17 protein-coding genes and 2 pseudogenes are annotated in these 20,031 nt (G+C 49.7%); 4 read left to right on the forward strand and 15 right to left on the reverse strand.

All coding sequences use genetic code 11. The features are described 5' to 3' along the window. On the forward strand, positions 1–380 hold a 380-nt coding region (locus ABLA33_RS06930; RefSeq protein ID WP_347719742.1), incomplete at its 5' end, for a hypothetical protein. Between the two features lie 723 nt (positions 381–1,103). Here the strand turns inward: ABLA33_RS06930 and ABLA33_RS06935 are convergent. Next, a pseudogene (locus ABLA33_RS06935) lies at positions 1,104–1,247 on the reverse strand (transposase); the annotation flags it as partial. A gap of 111 nt (positions 1,248–1,358) precedes the next feature. On the opposite strand from ABLA33_RS06935, the gene ABLA33_RS06940 reads away from it, so the two are divergent. Next, positions 1,359–1,505 (forward strand): hypothetical protein, encoded by a 147-nt coding sequence (locus ABLA33_RS06940; protein ID WP_347719743.1) that lies wholly within the window; start codon positions 1,359–1,361, stop codon positions 1,503–1,505. A 15-nt stretch (positions 1,506–1,520) separates the two neighbouring features. After that, positions 1,521–2,492: pseudogene (locus tag ABLA33_RS06945) on the forward strand (IS256 family transposase); the annotation flags it as partial. A gap of 179 nt (positions 2,493–2,671) precedes the next feature. On the opposite strand, the gene ABLA33_RS06950 reads toward ABLA33_RS06945, so the two are convergent. The 6 genes from ABLA33_RS06950 to ABLA33_RS06975 all read right to left on the reverse strand — a co-directional run bounded on the left by ABLA33_RS06950 (position 2,672) and on the right by ABLA33_RS06975 (position 6,650). Continuing rightward, positions 2,672–3,046 (reverse strand): TerB family tellurite resistance protein, encoded by a 375-nt coding sequence (locus tag ABLA33_RS06950; protein ID WP_347719744.1) that lies wholly within the window; start codon positions 3,044–3,046, stop codon positions 2,672–2,674. Between the two features lie 96 nt (positions 3,047–3,142). Beyond that, a complete protein-coding gene (locus ABLA33_RS06955; RefSeq protein WP_347719745.1) occupies positions 3,143–3,757 on the reverse strand; it encodes a TerD family protein in 615 nt (204 codons plus the stop codon). Between the two features lie 18 nt (positions 3,758–3,775). Next, positions 3,776–4,327 carry a TerD family protein gene (locus ABLA33_RS06960; protein ID WP_347719746.1) on the reverse strand — a complete coding sequence of 184 codons (552 nt, stop codon included), beginning with the start codon at positions 4,325–4,327 and terminating at the stop codon, positions 3,776–3,778. A 56-nt stretch (positions 4,328–4,383) separates the two neighbouring features. Next, entirely contained in the window at positions 4,384–4,611 is a 228-nt protein-coding gene (locus ABLA33_RS06965) for a hypothetical protein (protein ID WP_347719747.1), read from the reverse strand. Between the two features lie 159 nt (positions 4,612–4,770). Continuing rightward, complete coding sequence (locus ABLA33_RS06970; RefSeq protein ID WP_347719748.1) at positions 4,771–5,754, reverse strand: hypothetical protein; 984 nt, start codon at positions 5,752–5,754, stop codon at positions 4,771–4,773. An 89-nt stretch (positions 5,755–5,843) separates the two neighbouring features. After that, positions 5,844–6,650 carry a hypothetical protein gene (locus ABLA33_RS06975; RefSeq protein ID WP_347719749.1) on the reverse strand — a complete coding sequence of 269 codons (807 nt, stop codon included), beginning with the start codon at positions 6,648–6,650 and terminating at the stop codon, positions 5,844–5,846. A gap of 599 nt (positions 6,651–7,249) precedes the next feature. Between ABLA33_RS06975 and ABLA33_RS06980 the strand changes: the two genes are divergently transcribed. Beyond that, positions 7,250–7,795, forward strand: coding sequence for a hypothetical protein (locus ABLA33_RS06980; RefSeq protein WP_347719750.1), 546 nt, complete (start codon positions 7,250–7,252; stop codon positions 7,793–7,795). A gap of 42 nt (positions 7,796–7,837) precedes the next feature. Here ABLA33_RS06980 and ABLA33_RS06985 read toward each other — a convergent pair whose 3' ends face one another. The 8 genes from ABLA33_RS06985 to ABLA33_RS07020 all read right to left on the reverse strand — a co-directional run bounded on the left by ABLA33_RS06985 (position 7,838) and on the right by ABLA33_RS07020 (position 20,025). After that, positions 7,838–9,298: a protein kinase gene (locus ABLA33_RS06985; protein WP_347719751.1), complete on the reverse strand. Its 1,461-nt coding sequence runs from the start codon at positions 9,296–9,298 to the stop codon at positions 7,838–7,840. A gap of 364 nt (positions 9,299–9,662) precedes the next feature. Next, positions 9,663–11,753 (reverse strand): hypothetical protein, encoded by a 2,091-nt coding sequence (locus tag ABLA33_RS06990; RefSeq protein ID WP_347719752.1) that lies wholly within the window; start codon positions 11,751–11,753, stop codon positions 9,663–9,665. Between the two features lie 310 nt (positions 11,754–12,063). Beyond that, positions 12,064–13,227 carry a serine protease gene (locus tag ABLA33_RS06995; protein WP_347719753.1) on the reverse strand — a complete coding sequence of 388 codons (1,164 nt, stop codon included), beginning with the start codon at positions 13,225–13,227 and terminating at the stop codon, positions 12,064–12,066. Positions 13,228–13,414: 187 nt separating this feature from the next. Further along, complete coding sequence (locus ABLA33_RS07000) at positions 13,415–14,557, reverse strand: retropepsin-like aspartic protease (RefSeq protein WP_347719754.1); 1,143 nt, start codon at positions 14,555–14,557, stop codon at positions 13,415–13,417. A gap of 87 nt (positions 14,558–14,644) precedes the next feature. Further along, positions 14,645–16,111 (reverse strand): thioredoxin family protein, encoded by a 1,467-nt coding sequence (locus ABLA33_RS07005; protein WP_347719755.1) that lies wholly within the window; start codon positions 16,109–16,111, stop codon positions 14,645–14,647. Between the two features lie 115 nt (positions 16,112–16,226). Then, on the reverse strand, positions 16,227–17,234 hold the full coding sequence (locus tag ABLA33_RS07010) for an FISUMP domain-containing protein (RefSeq protein ID WP_347719756.1): 1,008 nt from the start codon (positions 17,232–17,234) through the stop codon (positions 16,227–16,229). A 34-nt stretch (positions 17,235–17,268) separates the two neighbouring features. Next, positions 17,269–18,351 carry a hypothetical protein gene (locus tag ABLA33_RS07015; RefSeq protein WP_347719757.1) on the reverse strand — a complete coding sequence of 361 codons (1,083 nt, stop codon included), beginning with the start codon at positions 18,349–18,351 and terminating at the stop codon, positions 17,269–17,271. Positions 18,352–18,399: 48 nt separating this feature from the next. Further along, positions 18,400–20,025, reverse strand: a complete 1,626-nt coding sequence (locus ABLA33_RS07020) for a RagB/SusD family nutrient uptake outer membrane protein (protein ID WP_347719758.1) — start codon at positions 20,023–20,025, stop codon at positions 18,400–18,402. Positions 20,026–20,031 lie beyond the last annotated feature (6 nt).

Below are 20,031 nucleotides of genomic sequence, written 5' to 3' on the forward strand. Positions count from 1 at the left end.
CGTTGCTTCCCGATTGCGAGTGCAAAGGTAGAGCATTTCTGCATTCCCTGCAAGACTTCGCCGAAAAAAAATGCGAGAAAATTTCATTTGCGCCCATTTTGTCACTTCATAGCATTGCAAAATCGGCAGTAAAGCCCGTTTTTTCGCCGCTACCCCACCCCACCTTTTTCACTCCAAAATCTCCGTTTTTCGCGCTTTTCTCCGTTTCGAACCCGATTTCGGGCGATTTTTCGAGAGATAGCGCTCGTTTTTTGCCCTGTGAAGCCCACTTTTTTCTCGTCTCTCTTCATTTTGGGTCCGACTTCGGGGGATTTTTCGATGTCTCGTCACTCTTTTTCCCCGTTCTACCATCTATTTCCTTTACCATTCTCCCATTTTGAATCCAATTTCCGGCGATTTTTTCGATGGCACGTCACTCTTTTCAGCCCCGAACTTCAATTTCTCTTCGCTCCGTCCTATACTTCCCCATACTTCGGGCACTTCTTCGAGGGATCTCACCCTATATTTTCGCCACACTTCTCTTTTCGCACAGCGAGAATACTTTTCCGATTCGTGCTTCCCTTTCTCTCCCATCTTCCTCACCTTCATTTTCCATTGATTTCCTTTCCGCTCCTCATTCACCCCATCCTCTTCACTCCTCCCCCACTTTCTTTCTCATTCCTCCCCACTTTTCCATCTCCCTCCCCAATTACGCACGAACGCGCGCACCCTCGCGCATCACGTGCGTACGCGTACGCTCGCACCTACGCGCACGTCAGGAGGTTTTCGTTTATTGCCTTCACCGCTTCACCCACCTCTATCAATCCACTGGGCACCAACGTGTTAGGGGTGAAGGAAAATGAGAAGAAGCCTTCACCAAACACTCAATCATCTCACAATCAAGACATTAGCACAAAACACTCGATTTCATCCGCCGTAAACTTCATCTAATCACCGCAGTGAACCCCACCATCACCACCGTGAACCTAAAAACAAAAAACCTTCACCCCTTACGCGCTGTACCACAACCATTTGCGGCATACCGGTGAAGAGGTGAAGGCTAAAAACGAAAACCTCCTGACGCGCGCGTACGCGCGAGGGCAAAGCGGAGGAAAAATTCAGGTTCATCCGACATTTGGAGTGATATGGCAATCGTGCAGTGCATATAACCTCAGATGAAAGTACCTTTCATCCCTAAAACGATAGGGCACTCTCTTCATCACCTTTATCTTATTGTTGATCCCCTCCGCTTTCCCGGTCGATACGGGGCAGTCGTACCACGCAAGAATGTCGGCTCTATAAGCGATACTGTCCCCAAAACGTGTGTAAGCTCCAAAGTTCTTATATTTGTGGTGACTTTAAGAATCAAATCAAGAACAATGGAGCTTACATCTGAACAAAGATCGGAAATAATTTCCGAAATGGCCTCAAGTGAGGCAAGTTTTAATGAGTTGATGCGCGTGCTTTTGGATAGTTTTTCCAAGCAAGAGCGCGCCCTCTTCTTAGAGGAACATAAAGGTGAATAGGGCAACGGTTTCCGTCCTCGTCGTTGGCGTGGTCATGGTTGCAGTTTCCAACTTCGCATCCCTCGCACTCGCTCGGGTGCTTTTCAACCGATCATACTCGGCATCTTGGCTGCTCAGGAAAGCGAGCGTGCGCTGCTTTTTCATAAGTTGTATGCTCGTGGACTTTCCTGTGAAGACATCGCCGAGGTGGGGCGCTACAGCAAACAGCAGGTGAGTAGGCTCTCCGGAGCTTGTTACGAGGAGATCCAAGAGTGGCTTGCGCGCCGACTTTCCCCTCACTATTTGGCCATCTATATCGATGCCACGTTCTGCAGCACGCGTCGCGACGGGAGCGTCTCGAAGGAGGCTTACTACACGATGTTGGGACTGTTGCCCGACGGGAGTCGTGAGGTGCTCACGGTGGTAAATCACCCCACAGAAGGGGCAATTGCATGGGAAATGGAGCTCGAAGTGCTCAAGGAACGCGGCGTGGAACAAATCGATTTGATTGTCTCCGATGCGTTGAGCGGTATCGAAAATGCGGTGTGTTCGGCTTTTCCCACGGCGCTGCACCAACTCTGCGTCGTGCATTTCAAACGGAAGGTGTTTAACACCGTTTCCACCAAAGACAAAGTCGAGGTCGGTGAGGAGCTCAAAGCGCTCTTTCCCGTGGAGCATACCGACATGACTCCTCTGGCGGCTTATGAGAATTTGCGTACCTTTGCCCAACGTTGGGGCAAGAAATACCCGAGCCTTGCCCGATTGGACAGAGAACGCAATGCGGCCTATTTCACCTATCTGAGGTTTCCCGAAAATGTGCGTCGGATGATTTACTCGACCAACCGGGTGGAACGTATCAATCGCTGCTACAAGCGCACCTTGCTCATGTGGGGAGCGATGCCTTCACCCACCTCCGTGGTTTATCTCTTGGGCTCTGTTGCCAAAGAAAAAACAGAAGGGACGTATGCAAGACGACTGCCGTATTTTCGGGAATGGAAAATCAAGTAAAACGACAAATAAGAATCAACATCACAAATTCCCCTCTGGCTTGGGGTACCCCAAGCCAGAGGGGAAGGACGAAGGAGAATCTTACACACTTTTTACCTCAAAGATATCTGAACTAGAGAAAGTCATAGATTCTTACCTACTCCATAGACCTAGATAAACCAGAGCTATAGAATATTGCATTAGAGCAATGCAGCAAGTGATACGGGGAAAGATTTGGCGTTTTGCTTCAAGTTTTCGAGAAGAGCCTTTTCCGTTGCGTCAACTTGACCGTCAGTGCCAATCTTTTCCACTAACCATGCAGCTTCGTCAGCGTCAATCTCACCTGGAGAAACTTCATCTTTCAACAGGTAGTCTGAAATGGCTTGGACGAAGAAGGCTTCCCATGCAGCATCATTGGCTTTGCCAGTCACTGCATCGTTAAGATCGAAAAGGAATTCTGCTTCTTCCTTGTCAATAGTGCCATCAGCGTAAAGAACTTCTTTAAGCTTTGCTACTTCTGCTGCATCAATAACTCCATCAGCGAGAAGTTGAGTTTTGAATTCTTGTAGATTCATATGTATGATAATTAGAATGTTATCAAATAAAGGGGGCAACGTTCACTTTGGGAGGGATCATCCAACACCCCATTTGTCCGTTTGAACCAAGACTTCTTACAAATACAATCGTTGAACTGTTTCCAAAGTCTGATTCAAATTGCGATCCTTCGTAGGTACGCCAATAGCGTTGAATTTCCATTCACCATTACGCTTATAGAAAACACCCATTACCATAGAAACGCTACCAGCGAAAGAGGAGTCATTTGCAATATCGTATGTGGCAAAAACCTCATTCACCCTAGTTGGAGTACCTTCATAGATTCGAATTGAGGCGAAGGGAATTGTTTGGAAATCCTGTCCGCGGAAGCTATTGAGTACAAATGCAATCTTGTCAACATTTGCTGGCAATTTTGACAAATCCACAGTGATTACTTCATTATCCAATCCGTCATCGCCATCGGTATCTCCAGTAAGATCGTCACCACTATGTTGAATAGCACGGTCGTTTGACGCTAAGTGTCCGTACCAAACCTTATCTATAAGGTTATTTGACGCGTCAAATTCTGCGCAACTTGCATCCAAGTCTACAGCTTCTGTCTCAGTCCTACCAAAAAGTCCTTTTTTGAGAACAATAGCGCCCCAGTTGACACCGACACAGATATTGGTAAGCTTAGAACCATTCCCCTTTTCAAGATTGATTCTTTGTCCTTTTTCTAGTTTAATAGCCATAACTCTAGACATTATTGGTTATTGGTACTTTTTTAAGTAATCAGCGAGTCCGCCTTTCATACCGACACCAATCGCTTCGAACTTCCATTGGTCGTTGTGACGATAAAGACGACCGAATTCAACCGCAGTTTCGATGCTGAAGTCTTCTTCCAATTCATACTTCATGATTTCCTCGTTCGTATCAGTATTGAAAACGCGGATAAGAGAGTTATGAACCTGTCCAAAGTTTTGATTTCTTTCGTCTGCCTTGTGAATTGTCACTACAAAAACAATTTCCGATGCATTAGGAGAAATCTTTGAGAGGTCGATAAGGATTGTTTCATCATCACCTTCGCCTTCTCCTGTAAGATTGTCACCAGTATGCACCACTGCACCATCAGGTGATTGTAGGTTATTGAAGAAGACGAAGTGTTCGTCTGACAAGAGTTTCTTGTTCTCACCAAGAATAAATGCAGATGCGTCCAAGTCAAAGTCAACACCTGTATTTGATGAGTTGGTATCCCAACCCAAGCCAATTGTAAATTTCGGCAGCTCCACTTTAACGCGCTGCCCTTTTTGCAAGTCAATCATATATAATGCTTTTTAGTTTATTGCTCTGTACCTATCATGGTCGACGATGAAAACGACTATCGTTTATACCAGTTGTGACCATCGTTGTTGGAATAGTACAAACCTTTGCTTGTGGTCATCAACAAGTCTTTTCCACCATCAGCAAGATCTTGCAAGGTGCCCATTGATGATGTTGCTGCAAAGCGTAGATACCAGTTGCTACCATTGTTGTTTGAATATTCAACGGCATTTTTGGCAGGGTTGATGCGAATGAGCTCCTTGCCTCTAGTGATCATAAGACCCATAGTTGTTGAGTATTTGTTTGCTTATTCAGTCCCAATAAGCGTTTTACTTGTGGTTTGAATTTGAAAAGGTGGACTGAGAATCCTATATGTTTAAAATATAGTAATCACCTTTCAAATGTTGTATAGGTTATTCCGTTTTTCTGTCTAAATCCCTAGAGTTTATATTCTAGCTGGACACCCGATGAACTCCAAGAACTTTTCTAGAATGTCGTCGCCTTTTGGAGTGAAGAGTTGTTGGAAAGTGAACTCTACTGTGTCGCCTTTGAACTGAGGGTCTTGATAACGGAAGAAGTTCTTGTCCGTGCCATAGTTGTCCTTGCAGAAGGTGTACCACAAATGGCGCATCACGAAGTTCTTAAAATCAGATGACTTCCATATATAGTAGTTTTTGTCGGCGTCGATAAAGAACTCTCCTAGCAGTTGTTCTTCAGAATGAGTGTAGCGGAAAATGACGTCATTGATGGCTTTGAGAATGTCGTACCATTGATATGAATTTCCGCCTATTTCAATGTCGAAATTGTCACTATTTTCGATGTTGATGGGGACGTATTCCCAATACCATTTGCGTTGGAAGGCATAATCCATGGGGAAGGCTGGCTCTTCTCCAGTGGTCATTGTTGCCCAGATATAGAAATTTCTGGGGAGAGATATCGATGTTTTGGAGATACCAAAAGCACCCGGATTAAGTGCAACTGCTAAATTATGGTCTGTTTCTACGCAATCTTCGGATTCTCCATTTTTTCGATCGAGCAGGCTGTAGAACTCGCCAAAAATCTTAGGAACATCACCACGATGAATGTCTTTGATGATAAGAATGACAGGAGTGTCTTTGTGGCATGCTCTGTAGGCTTGCATAAAGACTTTTAAGTTGTATTCTAGGGTGGTGATATTCTTGTGGGTGTGCGTCTTTTCGGAACTTACGAAATCGTCGTAGGTGGTTGCAGGATGGAACGTTGTGTGAAAGAGCTGAAAGTCTTTTTCGTCTATTTCTTTTTGTTCACGCCATTCTCTAATGGCTTTACGAATAGCCATATCCAGAGCACAGCCAGGAGAACCATAGAAAATGGTCTGATGTTTATCCTTGTATTCCATTATGGTCGGTTCCCACGCTTTCGTCTTAGATGTGATTTTGAGTCTTCCCATTTTAGTATACTGTTTTTTTACCTCATTCTCAGCTCACAAAGATGTGAGCTGAGAACAAGAGTTGAGGTGAGAGTTAGAATTGAGTTGGATTAATCGAACTTCAGAACATTCTCTTTGTCAAAGATACCGTCTTCGAGAACTCTTCCGGCAAGTCCTTTCCAGCGTTCGAAGCAAGAGCAAAAATATTCCTCTGTTGGAAGAAGGAAACCTGCAACTACAGGATAAAGGGGGATGTCTGGATCTAATCCATATTCCTGAACGACCTTTTCTTTTATCATATTGTCGAAATCACGGTCGAAATTAAAATCCTCGGCTTCGCTCATCAACTTTGTGACGTTTGCTATATAGAAAGGCCCCTTTTCTTTGGCATACGCTTCAAGGTCTGCCATGGTGAGTACAGCCTCGTTGTAAGGATAAGTGTCAAAGTCGTAGTCTTCCAAACAGCCAACGAGTTGAGAATAGATGCTATTGCAAAACTCTTCATTAACACCATAAGCTGTTTGACGTTCAGGATTGAAAATCCATTGACCTATGTTGCGAAACATGCTGACAGCTGTACGTATGGCATCATGCTTTTCAGGAGTTTCATAATACTCCTCATCTCGGAGGTCTCGGAAGTTGGAGTAATCATCTGCTTCAATATATTGGAGGATGAGTTTAGATTTGCGTTCATTCAATCCAAGACATTCTGCGATATTCTCTCTGCCGCCAGCGTAGTCAATGTACCAATACAAACATTCTTCTACGGTGTTTAAGTCCAAGGTGAGGTCAGAACCATCTTCGTTTTCACCGTGCCAGTAAACTTCCCATGTGACGATATCAAGGATTTCGTCGCCATGCTCGAGAGCAAAAACCAGGGGCTTGCACTCTTCTTTAAATTGGTCAATATATGACATATTGGTAAGTCATTATGTATCGATGCCCCGATACTGGTTAATAATGTTAGCGAATAGAGTGTGCTTGACAGCTCGTTTCGCTGGTTCGCTGTGCAAATTTGCAGTTTTCTTTGTAAACCTAACTTATCCATTTTAGTCCATATTGAAATTAAGTGAGAATTGTGGTATTTGGACTGGTTTGGACTGGATAGAGGGTGCAGAAACTTGCTGACTCCGGTGTTTGGGAGAGTGAAAGTAGCCAGAAAATGCACTTTGCAGTGAGAAGATGCAGAATTGCGAGCAATAGAGAACCCTTCCCAAGGAAGAAGTTTTAGTGCTAAACGCTAATCCACGGGGCGAAGTTAGTTTTTTTTAGAGACGCCAAAATGAAAAGACAAAATCTTTACGACACTGCCGATTTTTTGCCTATTTTGTTATCTTGGGCTGTAATGCCATCGGATGAGTAACAGTTTGTAGACGAGCGAGAAAAGGGAGGAAAGGGGAATAAATTTGTAGGTTTGAGGTATATTTTGTATCTTTGTGGATAAATGCAAGAAGGCCGTTATTCGATTCGAAGCTTGCACAATGATAACTCGTAGCTACAAAACGCATAAAATAGTATGTCTTCACTCCAAAAGTTATGCCGTGAACTTGAAGCCACCGTTGGCAAACCTCTGAAAACTTCCAGGGATTTTAATCAACTAGCCCTAATGATTGCAGAGCGTACGCGCCAACCTATTTCGCCAACTACGCTCAAACGCTTGTGGGGGTATCTTAATGAGGAGAGTAATCCCAGACAATTCACGTTGGATCTCTTGGCGCGCTTTTTGGGGTATCGAGATTTCAATCATTTTGGTCAGCAGCAGGGAGTGGTGCAGAGTGGTTTTGTGGATGCAGCTGTGCTTTACGCAGACGAATTGTGTAAGGGAGAGAAAGTGCGCATCTGTTGGGCACCCAATCGCGAGTGTGTGCTGAACTATTTGGGAGAGCATAAGTTTGTGGTGGAGAGTGTGCTCAATTCTAAACTTGCGGTGGGCGACACGTTTGTGTGTGCTCAGTTTTTTCAAAAAGAATTGCTCATCGTTTCCAATCTCGTGCGTGGTGGAAAATTGATGGGAACTTATGCTATGGGAAAACAAGGTGGCGTGACGTGGATAAAACTCTAGAGAATAGAGTGTTAGAGCATTAGAGTGTTGAGAGAAGGTGCGTTAATTACTTTTGTTTTTATTGTCAAGTTCGGCTTGTTTCGCTGCTTTTTTGCGTGCAGAGGATGCCTCATAGTACTTCTGCAATTGCGCCATCCAGTGATTGCTGTGATGGTTCGTCGAATAAAGCATCAATTCAGCATAAATCGCGTTTTGAGTCGTTTCATCAAAAGGTTGTTCATAGGCAAACTTTTTGATTTTAGCATAATACGTGTCCAATACAGTGCCCATCTTTTTCTGTAGACGCATATACCCCTCATCGGTGTTCCAATCAGGGTCTTGCAACAAGGTTTGCATTTCTTTCGCATTGTCGTCAAGGATGCGTTTTCCACGTTCCAACGCAGCTCGTGACGCGTCATTTCCCCACCCCAACCCTGCATTCGGTGCTGTTTTAGAATCCGTGATTTGTGTTGAAGGAGATTTCGCAGGGGAAGCGGAAGGCGAAGACGAGGAGGAAGGAGCAGAAGATTGAGATGCAGAAGTAGGATTATGTTGCGAAACACCCTCGTTTTGCTGCGAATTGTTTGTTTCTTCTCCTACTTCTTTTTTTTCTCCTGTACCCAGAATATTCCTTTCATTTTCAAGCGTTTTTGTAGCAGCGTTTTCAGTTGCAAACCATTCAGGATTTGCTTTGCGCACCCATCCTCCACCGAGCATGATGATGCAGAGGCCGAAGAGCACTACGGCAATCCGTCTCCAGAAAAACATTTTCTCTGCAAGAAGCAGTTTTTCAGCCACTTCCTCCACGTTTTGAAAGCGCGAATCGAGCGAAGCACAAGCACGCTGCACCACACCTTTCGACCATCTTCCAAGTCGAAAATCCTCGATGATGCGTCCCAAACTATAGATGTCGGCGCGCTGATAGTTGATAGTGGCTGAAGCCTCCACGGCTTCTACGGCTTCCACTTCCGGAGCTCTGTAACCCACCGTTCCAGCAGGCACTTTCATGTAGTCGAAACTGTCGGTATCTGAGAGTCCGAAGTCAATGAGTTTCACGTTGTTGCCTCGGTGAGTCACCATAACATTCGAGGGTTTCAAATCGCGGTGAGCCGTTTGGTGTTGATGCACAAAGGCTAATGTTGTGATCAACTGGCGGATCACTCTCAGTTTTTCTTTCTTGGAGTGCGGTTGTTTCAGCCATTCTTCGAGCGTCACCCCATCAATCCATTCCATCACGATGCTCAATCCCAGTTGGTCCACCTCCTCGATGCTCACCACATTGACGATATTTGGATCTTGCAGCGAGGCCATAATATAAAACTCTTTGCGGAGCATCGACACAAAGGGTTCGGTGTTGCGCACCTTTTCCTCCAAACTTTTGAGCACCCACCAGCGACCATTGCGGCGCGCTCGAGAGATAATATTATATCCTCGTACCGCAATGGTGCTGAAGTCGGTGAAAACGCTACTGGTCTCCACTACCTGTTGTTCCATAAATTCAGAAGTTGAGATGTTGTCTTGCATGATTTTTACGAATCTACTAGGTGATTTAGACTTAAAAAAAACATCAGGAGCTCATCGTTGTTTTTTTGCAATGAGTTGTTGAATCCGATGGCTGATTCCCACGATACGTGCGATTTCTTTTCTTGAGCATCTTCTTTGCAGCAAGGCAAAGACTTGCGACCTTTGCTCTGAGGTCAGTTGTTTGTACATACGCAATACAAAGATAATTAATCTCCGAGAGTTCTCGAAGGGGGGACTCTTTTTTTGTATTGCCGGTATCGCTCTTCGGGGCTACGCGCCCCGGCCGCGAGGCCAACCCGCGGTGTTTTTCATGGATTAGAACCTATGAAAAAGGAAGGTTTCTTCCCTAAGAGGCTGGATGCTGCTACTTTACAATGCCGTTGTCCCAACTAGAGCGTATGTCTTTGATATTTCGTACTTTGTTTTGACGGCCCTTGAAGAGTGACCATGAACAAGAGACATAGAGCATGTTGCGAAATCCAAGATTGCCAATGGTGTTTGTGCCAGGAAGCACCGAAGAAATTCGTTCTTGATGCATCGTCTTACCGCTGGAGAATGCATTGCGCAAGCCTAAAGACAACGAAACCTTGTGCCACTGATAGCCGATTTTCACATCAGATACTGCATATTTGTGCACAAGTATCGGACCAATGAGCTGCTCCGAAGCAGAACGATAGTATGCCGTCAGGCTCCAAGCACGCCAATAGGCAGTGAGTCCAGTTTGAAGGCTGAAATAGCCGTTGCTAGTGCGTGAAGAATTGGAAATAGAGGAAGATTGAGGAGCAGCGGGGGAGAGATAAATCGATTTATCCCAAGAGAATTTGGGTTCTACATATACATTGACTGCACGATTCCACAGGTCTTGCGAAAAGTAAAGTCCAAAATCTAAGTGGTGTGTGTTGAGATGATTGCTTGTGCTAATCCAGAAATTCTCATCTCTCAATTGCACTTCTTGATCGGCAATGCGCTGGTGAGCATATTCGTGGTTCACATAGGCAGAAGCTGTGGTGCCGGCACGCTGAAAACTGAGTGTGAGCGCGTTGATATTGGTGCTAAATCCGCGGAGTCCTGCATTGCCGATGGAAAATATGTTGGCGTCGTCTTGATGAGGATAGGGCGAAAGTTCAGAGAGCGTAGGAAGCGTGGGGACTTGTTCGTAACGATAGTTGAGCGACCAAACGTCGTTAAGAACATAATCTAAGGATAGATTGGGCTGAAACGTCCAAAACACATGCTGTTCTTGCGATTCACCAAAGTTCTCACGGCTACCACCTATGCCCAGCGCAAAATAGAGTTTGTCCCAGTTTCCACTCCATTGCGCATAAGCAAAGTGGGTGGCATCGTGAAAGCGAAACGTTGCGTTGTTGGTGCCAAGATAACTGTTGCACGTGAAAGAATTGGCGTGTTGATACCCCACATTTAGCCTATGGCCGTTGGTAAAGGTGTGTTGAACGTCGGCTTCTCCGCGCCAACTGTATTTTTCGCCCTCCACATCATAAACATTATTGAGGAGAGATGTGCGCAGTCCACGTTTGTAGCGGTTGTTGAGCCACGCACCAGCCACAGAAAGGGTGAGTTTATCGGCCGGAGAAAGGGTTTCTTCGTAATAGGTACGGAGGTGTGTACGATTTTCTCTGCTGTGTGTCAGCGTGAAAAGATCGCTTGCGGAATCTCCCCACACACGCTCGTGCAGCGTGCGCTGTGGAAATCGCTCACTACTGAATCCGCCTTTCACATCGACAACTCGCTGCTTAGGAATCACTAAAGCATAAGTTAGCACGGCGTTATCGCTGCGGAAGTCATTGCCTTCGTAGCTTCCCGTTTTGGAGCGTTGTAGAGAACGGCCATCAGGGTATAAAAAATTTTGGTGACTTTCGTTGAAAGCCTTGGTCACGTCGTTTGCCTTGAAATTATATTGTAGACCTAGTGTAGCATTTCTATGAAAATATTTCGCCCAAGCACCGTCATCGTTATAACTGGTGGTAAGTGCATTCATCGCATTTGCGCCAAAGGCATAGCCATGATTAACCAAACGCGTACGCACATCAATGACAGCTGCTACGTGACTTCCATATTTCGAGGGAACAATAGTGGAGATTTCTACCTTCGCCACCATCTCTTGTGGCAACGTTTGCAAATTGTCAAGCGACGATTCAACACCATTGATGAGAACAATCACATTTCCCGAACTAGTCGTACTGATTATGTTTTTCTCCACAAGATCAATCTTCACACCGGGTAAACGTAGCGCAGAGAGCAAGTCAAGCCCATTGCTTGTATGTTGCCGTTGTAAGGAAGAAGGGAAGAGAATATAGCCACCGGTCTTTTTCACGATGCGTGCACTATTGACTACTGCCTCGTTGAGTTGCTGCACCTGCACGCTGTCGGCAGGTGATTGTGCTAGCCCCCATAATGAGAAGAGGGAGAGTATTCCTAAGCCAAGTTGTTTCTTCATAATATTTGTACCGAAGTTGGGAAAGATCATTGTATAGAACGGTACTTACCTGCTTAATAATCGATTGGCTACATTGACAGTAGGCAGATGGGGCGTAGAGTCAACCGGCAAGTACCCATTTAGGCTATGCGTTTGAAGCACTCTGCTTTTGGTGTTTCAAACTTTAGTTTTGTCTGAGCCTACTGTTGATTTTCTTCTTTCCCTCTCCTTCCGATCTGTGGAAGGAGAGGGAAAGAAGGGCAGGCGGCCGCCTACCAGAAAATAAAAACGACTGGATGATGCGAAGCAGAGCGCAGGAATGGTGCATGTATCACCTCTTCATAAACTCTTTGACGCGCTTGAGCGGGATGCCGAAATTGAAGTTGTCCGAGCCGTTTAATTTGGCAAAGTTCACCGCAACGAGGTTACCCTCAGCATCGATGACAGGGCTACCGCTCGAACCTTGCACGGTGGCAATATCATACAGCACCCTTTGTCCGTCGGGAAGTTGGGTCACCTTTCCACTCGTCATCTGCGCTTGGATACCGGTGCGCGTTTTGGCGAGATCCGGTCCGGCATTGTAGCCGATCATGTAGAGCGGTTGTCCCATCTCCAACGTGAGATCCTCATCTTCGATGGTGAACACTTTGGCATCGCCGGGCGTTCTCTTGTTTTTCAACTGGATGAGCGCCAGATCCACGTCTTCGAGATCTGAGGTTTTGATGACCACACAGGGATTTTTGCCCAAGAAATCTTCGACTCCCGTCACGTGCGTGTTGTTGTAGGCGATGCCCAGTTCACAAACCGAACTGATTCTCAGCGCTCGGGGATCGTCGAGCTCATTGAGTTGCTGAATGGCTTGATCGCATTGGTCATACTGGCTTTTCAGCTTGCTCTGTTCTTGCTCGATTTCGCTAATACGGGCGTCGTTCGAATAATATCCTTCCTCTACATCGTCGTACTCCTCATTGTAGGCATACTGCTCTTTGTTTTTTTCCAACTCGTCGAACCGGTCACTGAGTTGCTGCTTTTGATACTCGTAGTACTGCTGTACGGCGCGAAGGAGGTTTCTGTACCCGGCCTTGATGTTGTTTTCATCAATCGAGGGTTGTGCCACGTGGCGGTTGGTCATAATCGTACCGTTGTTGTCGACGAAGAAACCGGTGCCGGACATCCACGAGCAGTTGTTTCGGATCTCATTGACGTCGAGCGTGACGTTCTCCAAATCTCCGTCTTTGTCCAAATCAGAAAAGAACATGGACTGGCCGTTGGGAAGTTTGATTTTGTAGTAGTACTTATTGAGAATGAGCACTACCCCACTTTTGTTCTCGTCGAAGAGTTCGGCCTGCGTCAATTCGCGTTTGCAAGACGCGAACAACAGCAAGAGTAAGGCGAATAGGGGGAGAAGACGTTTCATACTGTTGAATTTAAGACGGGTGTCAAGGTGTTCGTTGAAAGGATTTGAATGTTGGGGCAAAGATACAAAATATTCCATCCTCCCCTCCATTTTAGGATAAAAAATAAGCTCTATTTTCTCGCCAATCGGGCCCCATCGCGCGCAATTGGGTGGCCGACCAAACGAAACACCGCGTCCCCAATAGCAATGGGGACGCGGTGGAAGATCTGATCGGTGCAGGAACGGGACGAAACCGTCGCTGCGCTCCGTACCGCTGAGGGGAAATTCAATAACGGCGCATGGTGGTGGTTTCTTCCTGTCCGGTGCGGGCATTGACGAAAGTGACGGTGGCCTTGTTGCCGGGCAGGGAGAGGAGTCCGCGCGTGGTGGCCGTTGCCAAGTCGATGGTGTCGAAGCGCTGCCCGTTGAGCGCCACGATGCGGTCGCCTTGTTGGATGGGCAATTTCTTGTTCCACACCACTCCGGCCACGATTTTCCCATCGAGGGTGGCGGTGGGAATCACTTCCCAGTCGGAAAGATAGACATCGGCAGTGGTTTTTCCGTCGTGGGGGAGGAAATAGAAGGTGCGGCGGCGGAAGTCGATGACGACATCGCCATATTCGAGCAAGCGCGCCCCGATGCGCGAGTCGTGTCCGCCGGTGGTGACGGCGGCGACGTTGCGGAAATCGAAACCTGCGACTTTGAAATGCGGCACCTTTACGCGGTGTTTGAGTGTGGGCGGTTCGATGCCCGATGCCCCCATAGAGAGGGCACCCATGGCGGAAGCCTGCGTGCGGAAGGCGCTGCCGGCTTTCGACAATCGGGCGTAGTTACGCACCGAGGGTTCGTAGAGAGCATGTGCACCGAGGTCGAACATGACGGTGTCGACCACCGCTTTGTCGATCCGCACCTCTATGAGCGGCACATAGGGGTCGGGAAGGAGGGGCGTGGCGCGCGAGAAATCGAGTCCCAGGCTGTCGGTGAGGGTGGTGAAGACAAAGGTACGCGTGGCACGGCTGAGTTTGACGATGCCCATCTGCATGAGGTTGTAACCCAAGATGCCATCTATGCCGAAGCGTTCGGTGGGGCTACCCTCGGGCCAGCACATGGCGGCGACGTTACGGAAGTCGACACTGCCGACGCGAAGCGAGTCGAAGCGCGCCATGCGAGCGGTGACGGGACGACCGTTGGAGTCTTGTCCGGTCTGTGCCTCACCGAGGGTGAGGCCGGCTCGTTGGGCAAAGGAATAACTCACACAACAGGGGGCACCGGTGTCGAGGAGGAAACGGCCGCGGGTGCCGTTGACGGTGACGTCGATCATGAATTTGCCGTTTTGCTCCACATAGGGCACGACAGCACGAAAACGCTGTGCAGTGCCGGCGAGGGGCAGCAGGGCGATGAGCAGAAGGAGAAGGCGGAAGATGCGCATAGGAGATGAATTGAAAGAAAAACAGCGGCCACTCCCCGTGGGGCAGAAAGCGACACGGGGAGCGGCGTGAATGAAGGGGAAGGCAGATCAGCGAGTGGGAACTTTCGCGATCTCATCGAGCAGTCGTTCGGTGGGATAGTAGCCCACGATGCTGCCGACTTTGGTGCCGTCGGGGTTGAGGATGAGCATGGTGGGAAAGGAATTGATGCCGAATTGTTTGGATACGGCCGGTCCCTCTCCCTTCTCCATGTCGATTTGGAGATTGACGAAACGAGCATTGAGCACTTTGCCCACTTCGGGTTGGGGGAAAACTTCGCGAGCGAGTTTCTTGCAGGGGCCGCACCAACTGGTGTAACAATCCACGAAGACCTGTTTGCCCTCCTTGGCCGCTTTGGCCAGCGCATCCTTGAGCGAGAGTTGTTCGAAGTTCACTCCGTCGTGCTTCTCGAGTCGATCGGCGAGGAATCCGAGTCGTTTGCCGGCTTCGCCGGGGTTGCGGGTCGCCGCTTCTCGGAGATAGGCCACGACTTGCTTCGTCTGTTCGGCCGTCATGTCGGGGAAGTCGAAGGTGAGTTCGTAGGACGGACGATCGTAGCGGAAGGCATCGCCCTTGGCGCGCATGAAGTCGAGCAGTTCGGCGATGCGCTTCTCTCCGCGCAACTGCGCCAATTTGCAGGCAACATAAACGACGGAGGTGTCGGGAACGTTGGCACGGCGCGCGTCGATTTGCAGTCCGAGCACGGCATCGGCGTTGTAGGGCGTGGAACCGGCGGCATAACCGGCGGCTTCGGCGTAGAAGAGACTCTCTACAAAATCATTGACCTTCTGTCCGTTGTTTTTCACGAACTCCTCTTTATTGTCGAGCAGATTCTTGTAGAGCGGACTTTCGCGATCGGTGATGAGTTTGGAGACGACGAACCAGTTTTCGGCTTTGGCGTAGTCTTTGGGTTTGAGTGTGGACACATATTCTTGTGCCACCTTGTCGAACTGCTCTTTATCGTCAGCGAGATTGAGGTCGTAGAGATAGGCGAGGAGCGTCTTTTTATCGCGCTTACCTTTCTTATAGGCGGCTTCGAGTCCGGGGAGAGAAGTTTTGGGCGAGAGGGCGCGCATGACATCTTCCTTGAATTCGGGCAATTTCTTACCGCCCACAATGCGCAGGAGGACGTTGCCGTCGGCATCGAGCACGAGGAAGTGGGCAAAGCGGCGAATGTTGTAGCGCTTGGCGACGGCTGCGTTGGCGCGCTTGCTCACGTCGATGTAGAGATTGACGAAATTGCGGTTCATGTAGTCGGCAAACTCGGCATCGGAGAAGACGTATTTGTTCATGCCGTGGCAGGGAATGGCCCAGTCGGCGAAGCAGTTGAAGAAAATGGGCTTTTTCTCTGCGCGGGCACGGGCCAGGGCCTCATCGAGCGTGTAGACATAGTTGAGTTTTACGTCGGCTTTGACGCGGTCGCCGTACATGCTGGGTTCGGGTTGTGCGACGACGGCCAAAGGAGCCAACGCGCCTGCTGAAAGACAGAGCGAAAAAAGGAGATGACGGAAAGACATATTGAGAATGGTCTATTCAAAAGAGGAGTTATCGGAAAAGAAAAACAGCAGATACTCGAAGCCGCCCCAAATCGGCGGCTCCGAGCATCGGCCGAGGCGATGGGCTGCGAGGGCCTCACTTGAGGTCCTTGACACAGCGCACGCTGTAGAGCACAGGCCGGTAGTTGTTGGCCACTCGACTGGTGCCACGCCACACTTTGGTGGTGAAATGGTCGGAGAGTCGGACGTAGGCGGCCGGAATGGAGTCTTGCAACATGGTGGAGGTGGCGGTCCAGAAATACCAGGCCTTGCCTTTGTTCTCGTAGAAGTTGCCTGCTTCGCGCTGGTAGAGGTTTCCACCGGTGCGGCGGGCGTCGAATCCGGTTTTTCCTCCCACGCTGAGCAAGGTGGCCAGTCCCTCGCCGCGCCAAGCCTCGTTGCGCTCCACCTCACGAGCGGGCAAACCGAGTGTGCGTTCGAGCTGTTTCCAGTCCTCGTCGGTGGGCAGGCGCCATCCTTCGGGTGCTACACGTTGTGCTGCCGCAAAGGTATAGAGAAATCCGTTTTTCGCCACATAACCTCCGTTTTCTTTTTCGGTCTTTTCGAAATTGGCCAGTCCGGCTTTGTGGCGCGCTTCGGGGAGTTCGGCGTATTTGAGGAGACGAACGGTGAGCGTGTCGTCGAAAGCGGGATTGAGGTACTTGATGTTCTCACGCACTTCGGCCACGGTCATGCGGCCGCGCTTGAGCTGCTTGAGGAAACCTTCGACCCAGGGCGCGATGGGAGTGCCGTCGACCTCCCAACCGTTGTATTTCGGATCGTGGAAGAGATGATCGATCACCTCGATAATGGCGGCGTCGTCGGGCACAATTTTGGTGAGATCGACGGGACGTTCGTCCCAGGTGTAAGCACCGTCCAGGCTATATCCGTTGGGCGCGTAGCGCAGATTTTCGGCCATCCAAAGTTGATTGCCGATGCGCACGGTGCGGTAGACGTTGTTGTCGCGAGGGTCGGTGAAGTTCTCTCCAGGTTGCACTGCGGAGAGATTATATTGCGTCGCTTTCGGTTCGTCTTCGCCGCACGATGCCAGGCAGAGCGCTGCGGCGGAGAGGAGAGCGAAACAGAGAGGTTTGAAGATAGACATAACGATGGGGAGATGAATGGGTGAGATCACCCGGTTATTGTTCGTTCAGACGATTGTAGTCGAGGTTCACCCCGAGTTCGCCGGTGACGAAGCGGCGCAGGATTTCGTACTTGGCCATGACAACCGGGAGATGTCCGTAGCGCTGACGGAATCCTCCATCGCCCAACCAAAGCATGGCCTTGATGAAGTATTCGCGGTCTTCGTCGGCATCGCGGGGGGCGAAGGCGCCGGACTGGTTCCAACCACGGATGAATCCGAAGGCACCGATCTCATTGAGCATTTTGTCGCGAATCTCGATGGCTTCGTCCTCACTTTCGACGGTGGGGGCTCCGCTGCCGAGGTCCTTGAGCAAGAGCGTCACCAGGTCTTCGTGATCGAAAGGCGTGTAGGGCGGCTGATCGTAAAGGGCATTGACCGAAAGGACGTAGCTCTTCTTTCCCATCTCCATCACGGTGGGGCAAGGCGAGGTTTCGTTGAGTCGTTTCCAATCGAGGTCATACCATCCTTTTTGACTGCTGACATCGGCAAATTCTCCGCAGAGTTCGCGGTTGGCCTTGATGCGATCGCTGACCATACTGTTGACGATTTCGGCGATTTGGGCTTTGACCGAATCGGGCTGGGTGATGTCTTTGACCTGTGCGAGCACCAGGGTACGGAAACCCACGTGGTAGACGGGTTTCTCAACCTTGTTGGCCGAAGAGACGGTGAGGGTGTCGGCCAGCAGGACGGAGAAGGGGCGCATGGGGCGGCTGATCTTGGCCAGATAGGCATCGACGAACTGCAGGGCGCGGAGCTGCTCTTCGGGGGTGCGGAGGTAATTATAACGATATTCGACTCCTCGGCTGTAGCCGAAGAAGGTCCAATTGAGATCGACCGTTTCATAACGTCGCGACGCACTGTCGGCAGGCGATGCGCCGCCGTGCACGGCCACGGTGTCGTTGAAATAGACGGGGACACCATATTTTTTATAGATTTCGTAGCGAGCATGCTGTACGGGATCGGCAGCATTGTCTACCACTTGGAAATCGCGCTCAAAGGTGACAGCGGGTGTGATGCTCTCTTCGCTTTTGCAGGCGAAGAAAAGCAACGGCAGGAGAAGAAGCAGGAGCTGTTTCATGAACGATGTAGCTTAATGGGGAAATGAGTGATGAAGGTCGAGCCAGCATTAGGGAGCGGGGCTCGGCGTGGGGTTGTCTTCGTCGTCGGTCGGGAGCACGGGCAGCGGTTTGGGCTGCTTCACCTCTTCGCGCTTGGGACGAATATTGTTGGGCATGGGCACCTTGTCAAATTCGATGACCGAGAGCGGGATAGAGAACGTGTGTGCAGGATCGCCGGCAGGGAGCACGAAGGTGTGCGTGGTCAGGAAGGCATTGGAATTGGAGTAGGCATTGAAGACGTGCACGATGCTTTTCTGCTGCGGACGCGTGGCATTCACGGCATAGCGGCGCAGATCGAACCAGCGTTGTCCTTCGAAGCAGAATTCGCGGCGACGTTCGGCGCGGATCTCCTCGACCAGTGCCGCTCCGGTGAGCGGCGTGGGCGTGTAGTCGGCGATGCGTCGCTGCTGCAAGCGGGCCAACGTGGCAGATGCCTCGGCATCTTTGCCCTGCATGGCCTGTGCTTCGGCCAAGTTCAGGTAAGCCTCCGATGCACGCAGCAAGAAACCGTCGGAGATGTGGTTTTCTCCCGTGACACGCTCATATTTATTGGAGAGCGATATACTGTCGGACAGGCCGTTGACGGAGAAGAAGACTTGTTTGCGCACGTCGGTGTCGACGTAGGAGTCATACAAATCGCGCGTGACGCAGAAATCTCCCGGTGCGCCGGTGAGCGACGTGCCTTTGTCTTGTGCGGCCACATAGTTGGCGCCTTGCGAGAAGAGGACTTCGGGGTTATTGCGGGTGAGGAAGGGCTTACCCATCTGGAAATCGGTGAGTGCTGCCAGTTTCACGCGCGGACTTTCCACCACGCGGCGTGCGGCTTGCTCCGCCTCAGTCCAACGCTGCATGTACAACAAGGTTCGACTGAGCAAAACACCCGCGGCTTCGGCCGACGCCCGGTGCAAACGATAGCGATCAGGTTGGGGCGAAAGCGTGAGCTGTTCGACCGCCAAGTTCAAGTCGGCAACGACCTGAGCATAAACTTGTCCTGTGGTGGCACGTTCGAACTGGGTCGGTTTGTCCTTGTCGTGCTCCACATGCGGTGTGAGCTTGAGGGGCACGCAGAGATCGGTCGCGGCCGAATCGGGACGATAGGCTTTTCCGTAGAGATTGGCGAGCGCCAAATAGAACTGGGCGCGCGCAAAGTGTGCTTCGCCCTTCACCCGGTGATAGAGTGCTTCGTCCTCTTTGGTGGCATGCGGCATCTCGTCGATGATGTCGATGATATTGTTGGCGTGACTGATGCGCGAATAGAGCGTTTTCCACGTCGCATCGTCCCCTGCCTTGTTGGTCGCTCCGTAATTGTAGCGCACATCCTGCTGCCAGGTGAAGTAACCGTAGAGCGGTGCGAGGGTATGCGTCCAAGCCGTGTTGGCAATGTTGCCTTGCTGGGAGGTTCCGGTGGTGTTGATGTCGTCGTCGAGTGCATTGACGAAGCCATAAACTCCGGCGTTCATGCCTTTGTCGACTTCGTGGCTGCGAAGATACACATCTCCGATGAGCAATTCGTTGAGATCGGTGACGCTTTTGGCCACGACGAGATCTTGCGAATATTGGTCGAGGAAATCGTTGCAGCTCACCGTGGTGAGTGCGAGCAATCCGAGGCCGAGAGAAAAGATATACTGTTTCATGAGTCG

The sequence above is a fragment of the uncultured Alloprevotella sp. genome, from assembly GCF_963536905.1.
Classification (GTDB): Bacteria; Bacteroidota; Bacteroidia; order Bacteroidales; family Bacteroidaceae; genus Alloprevotella.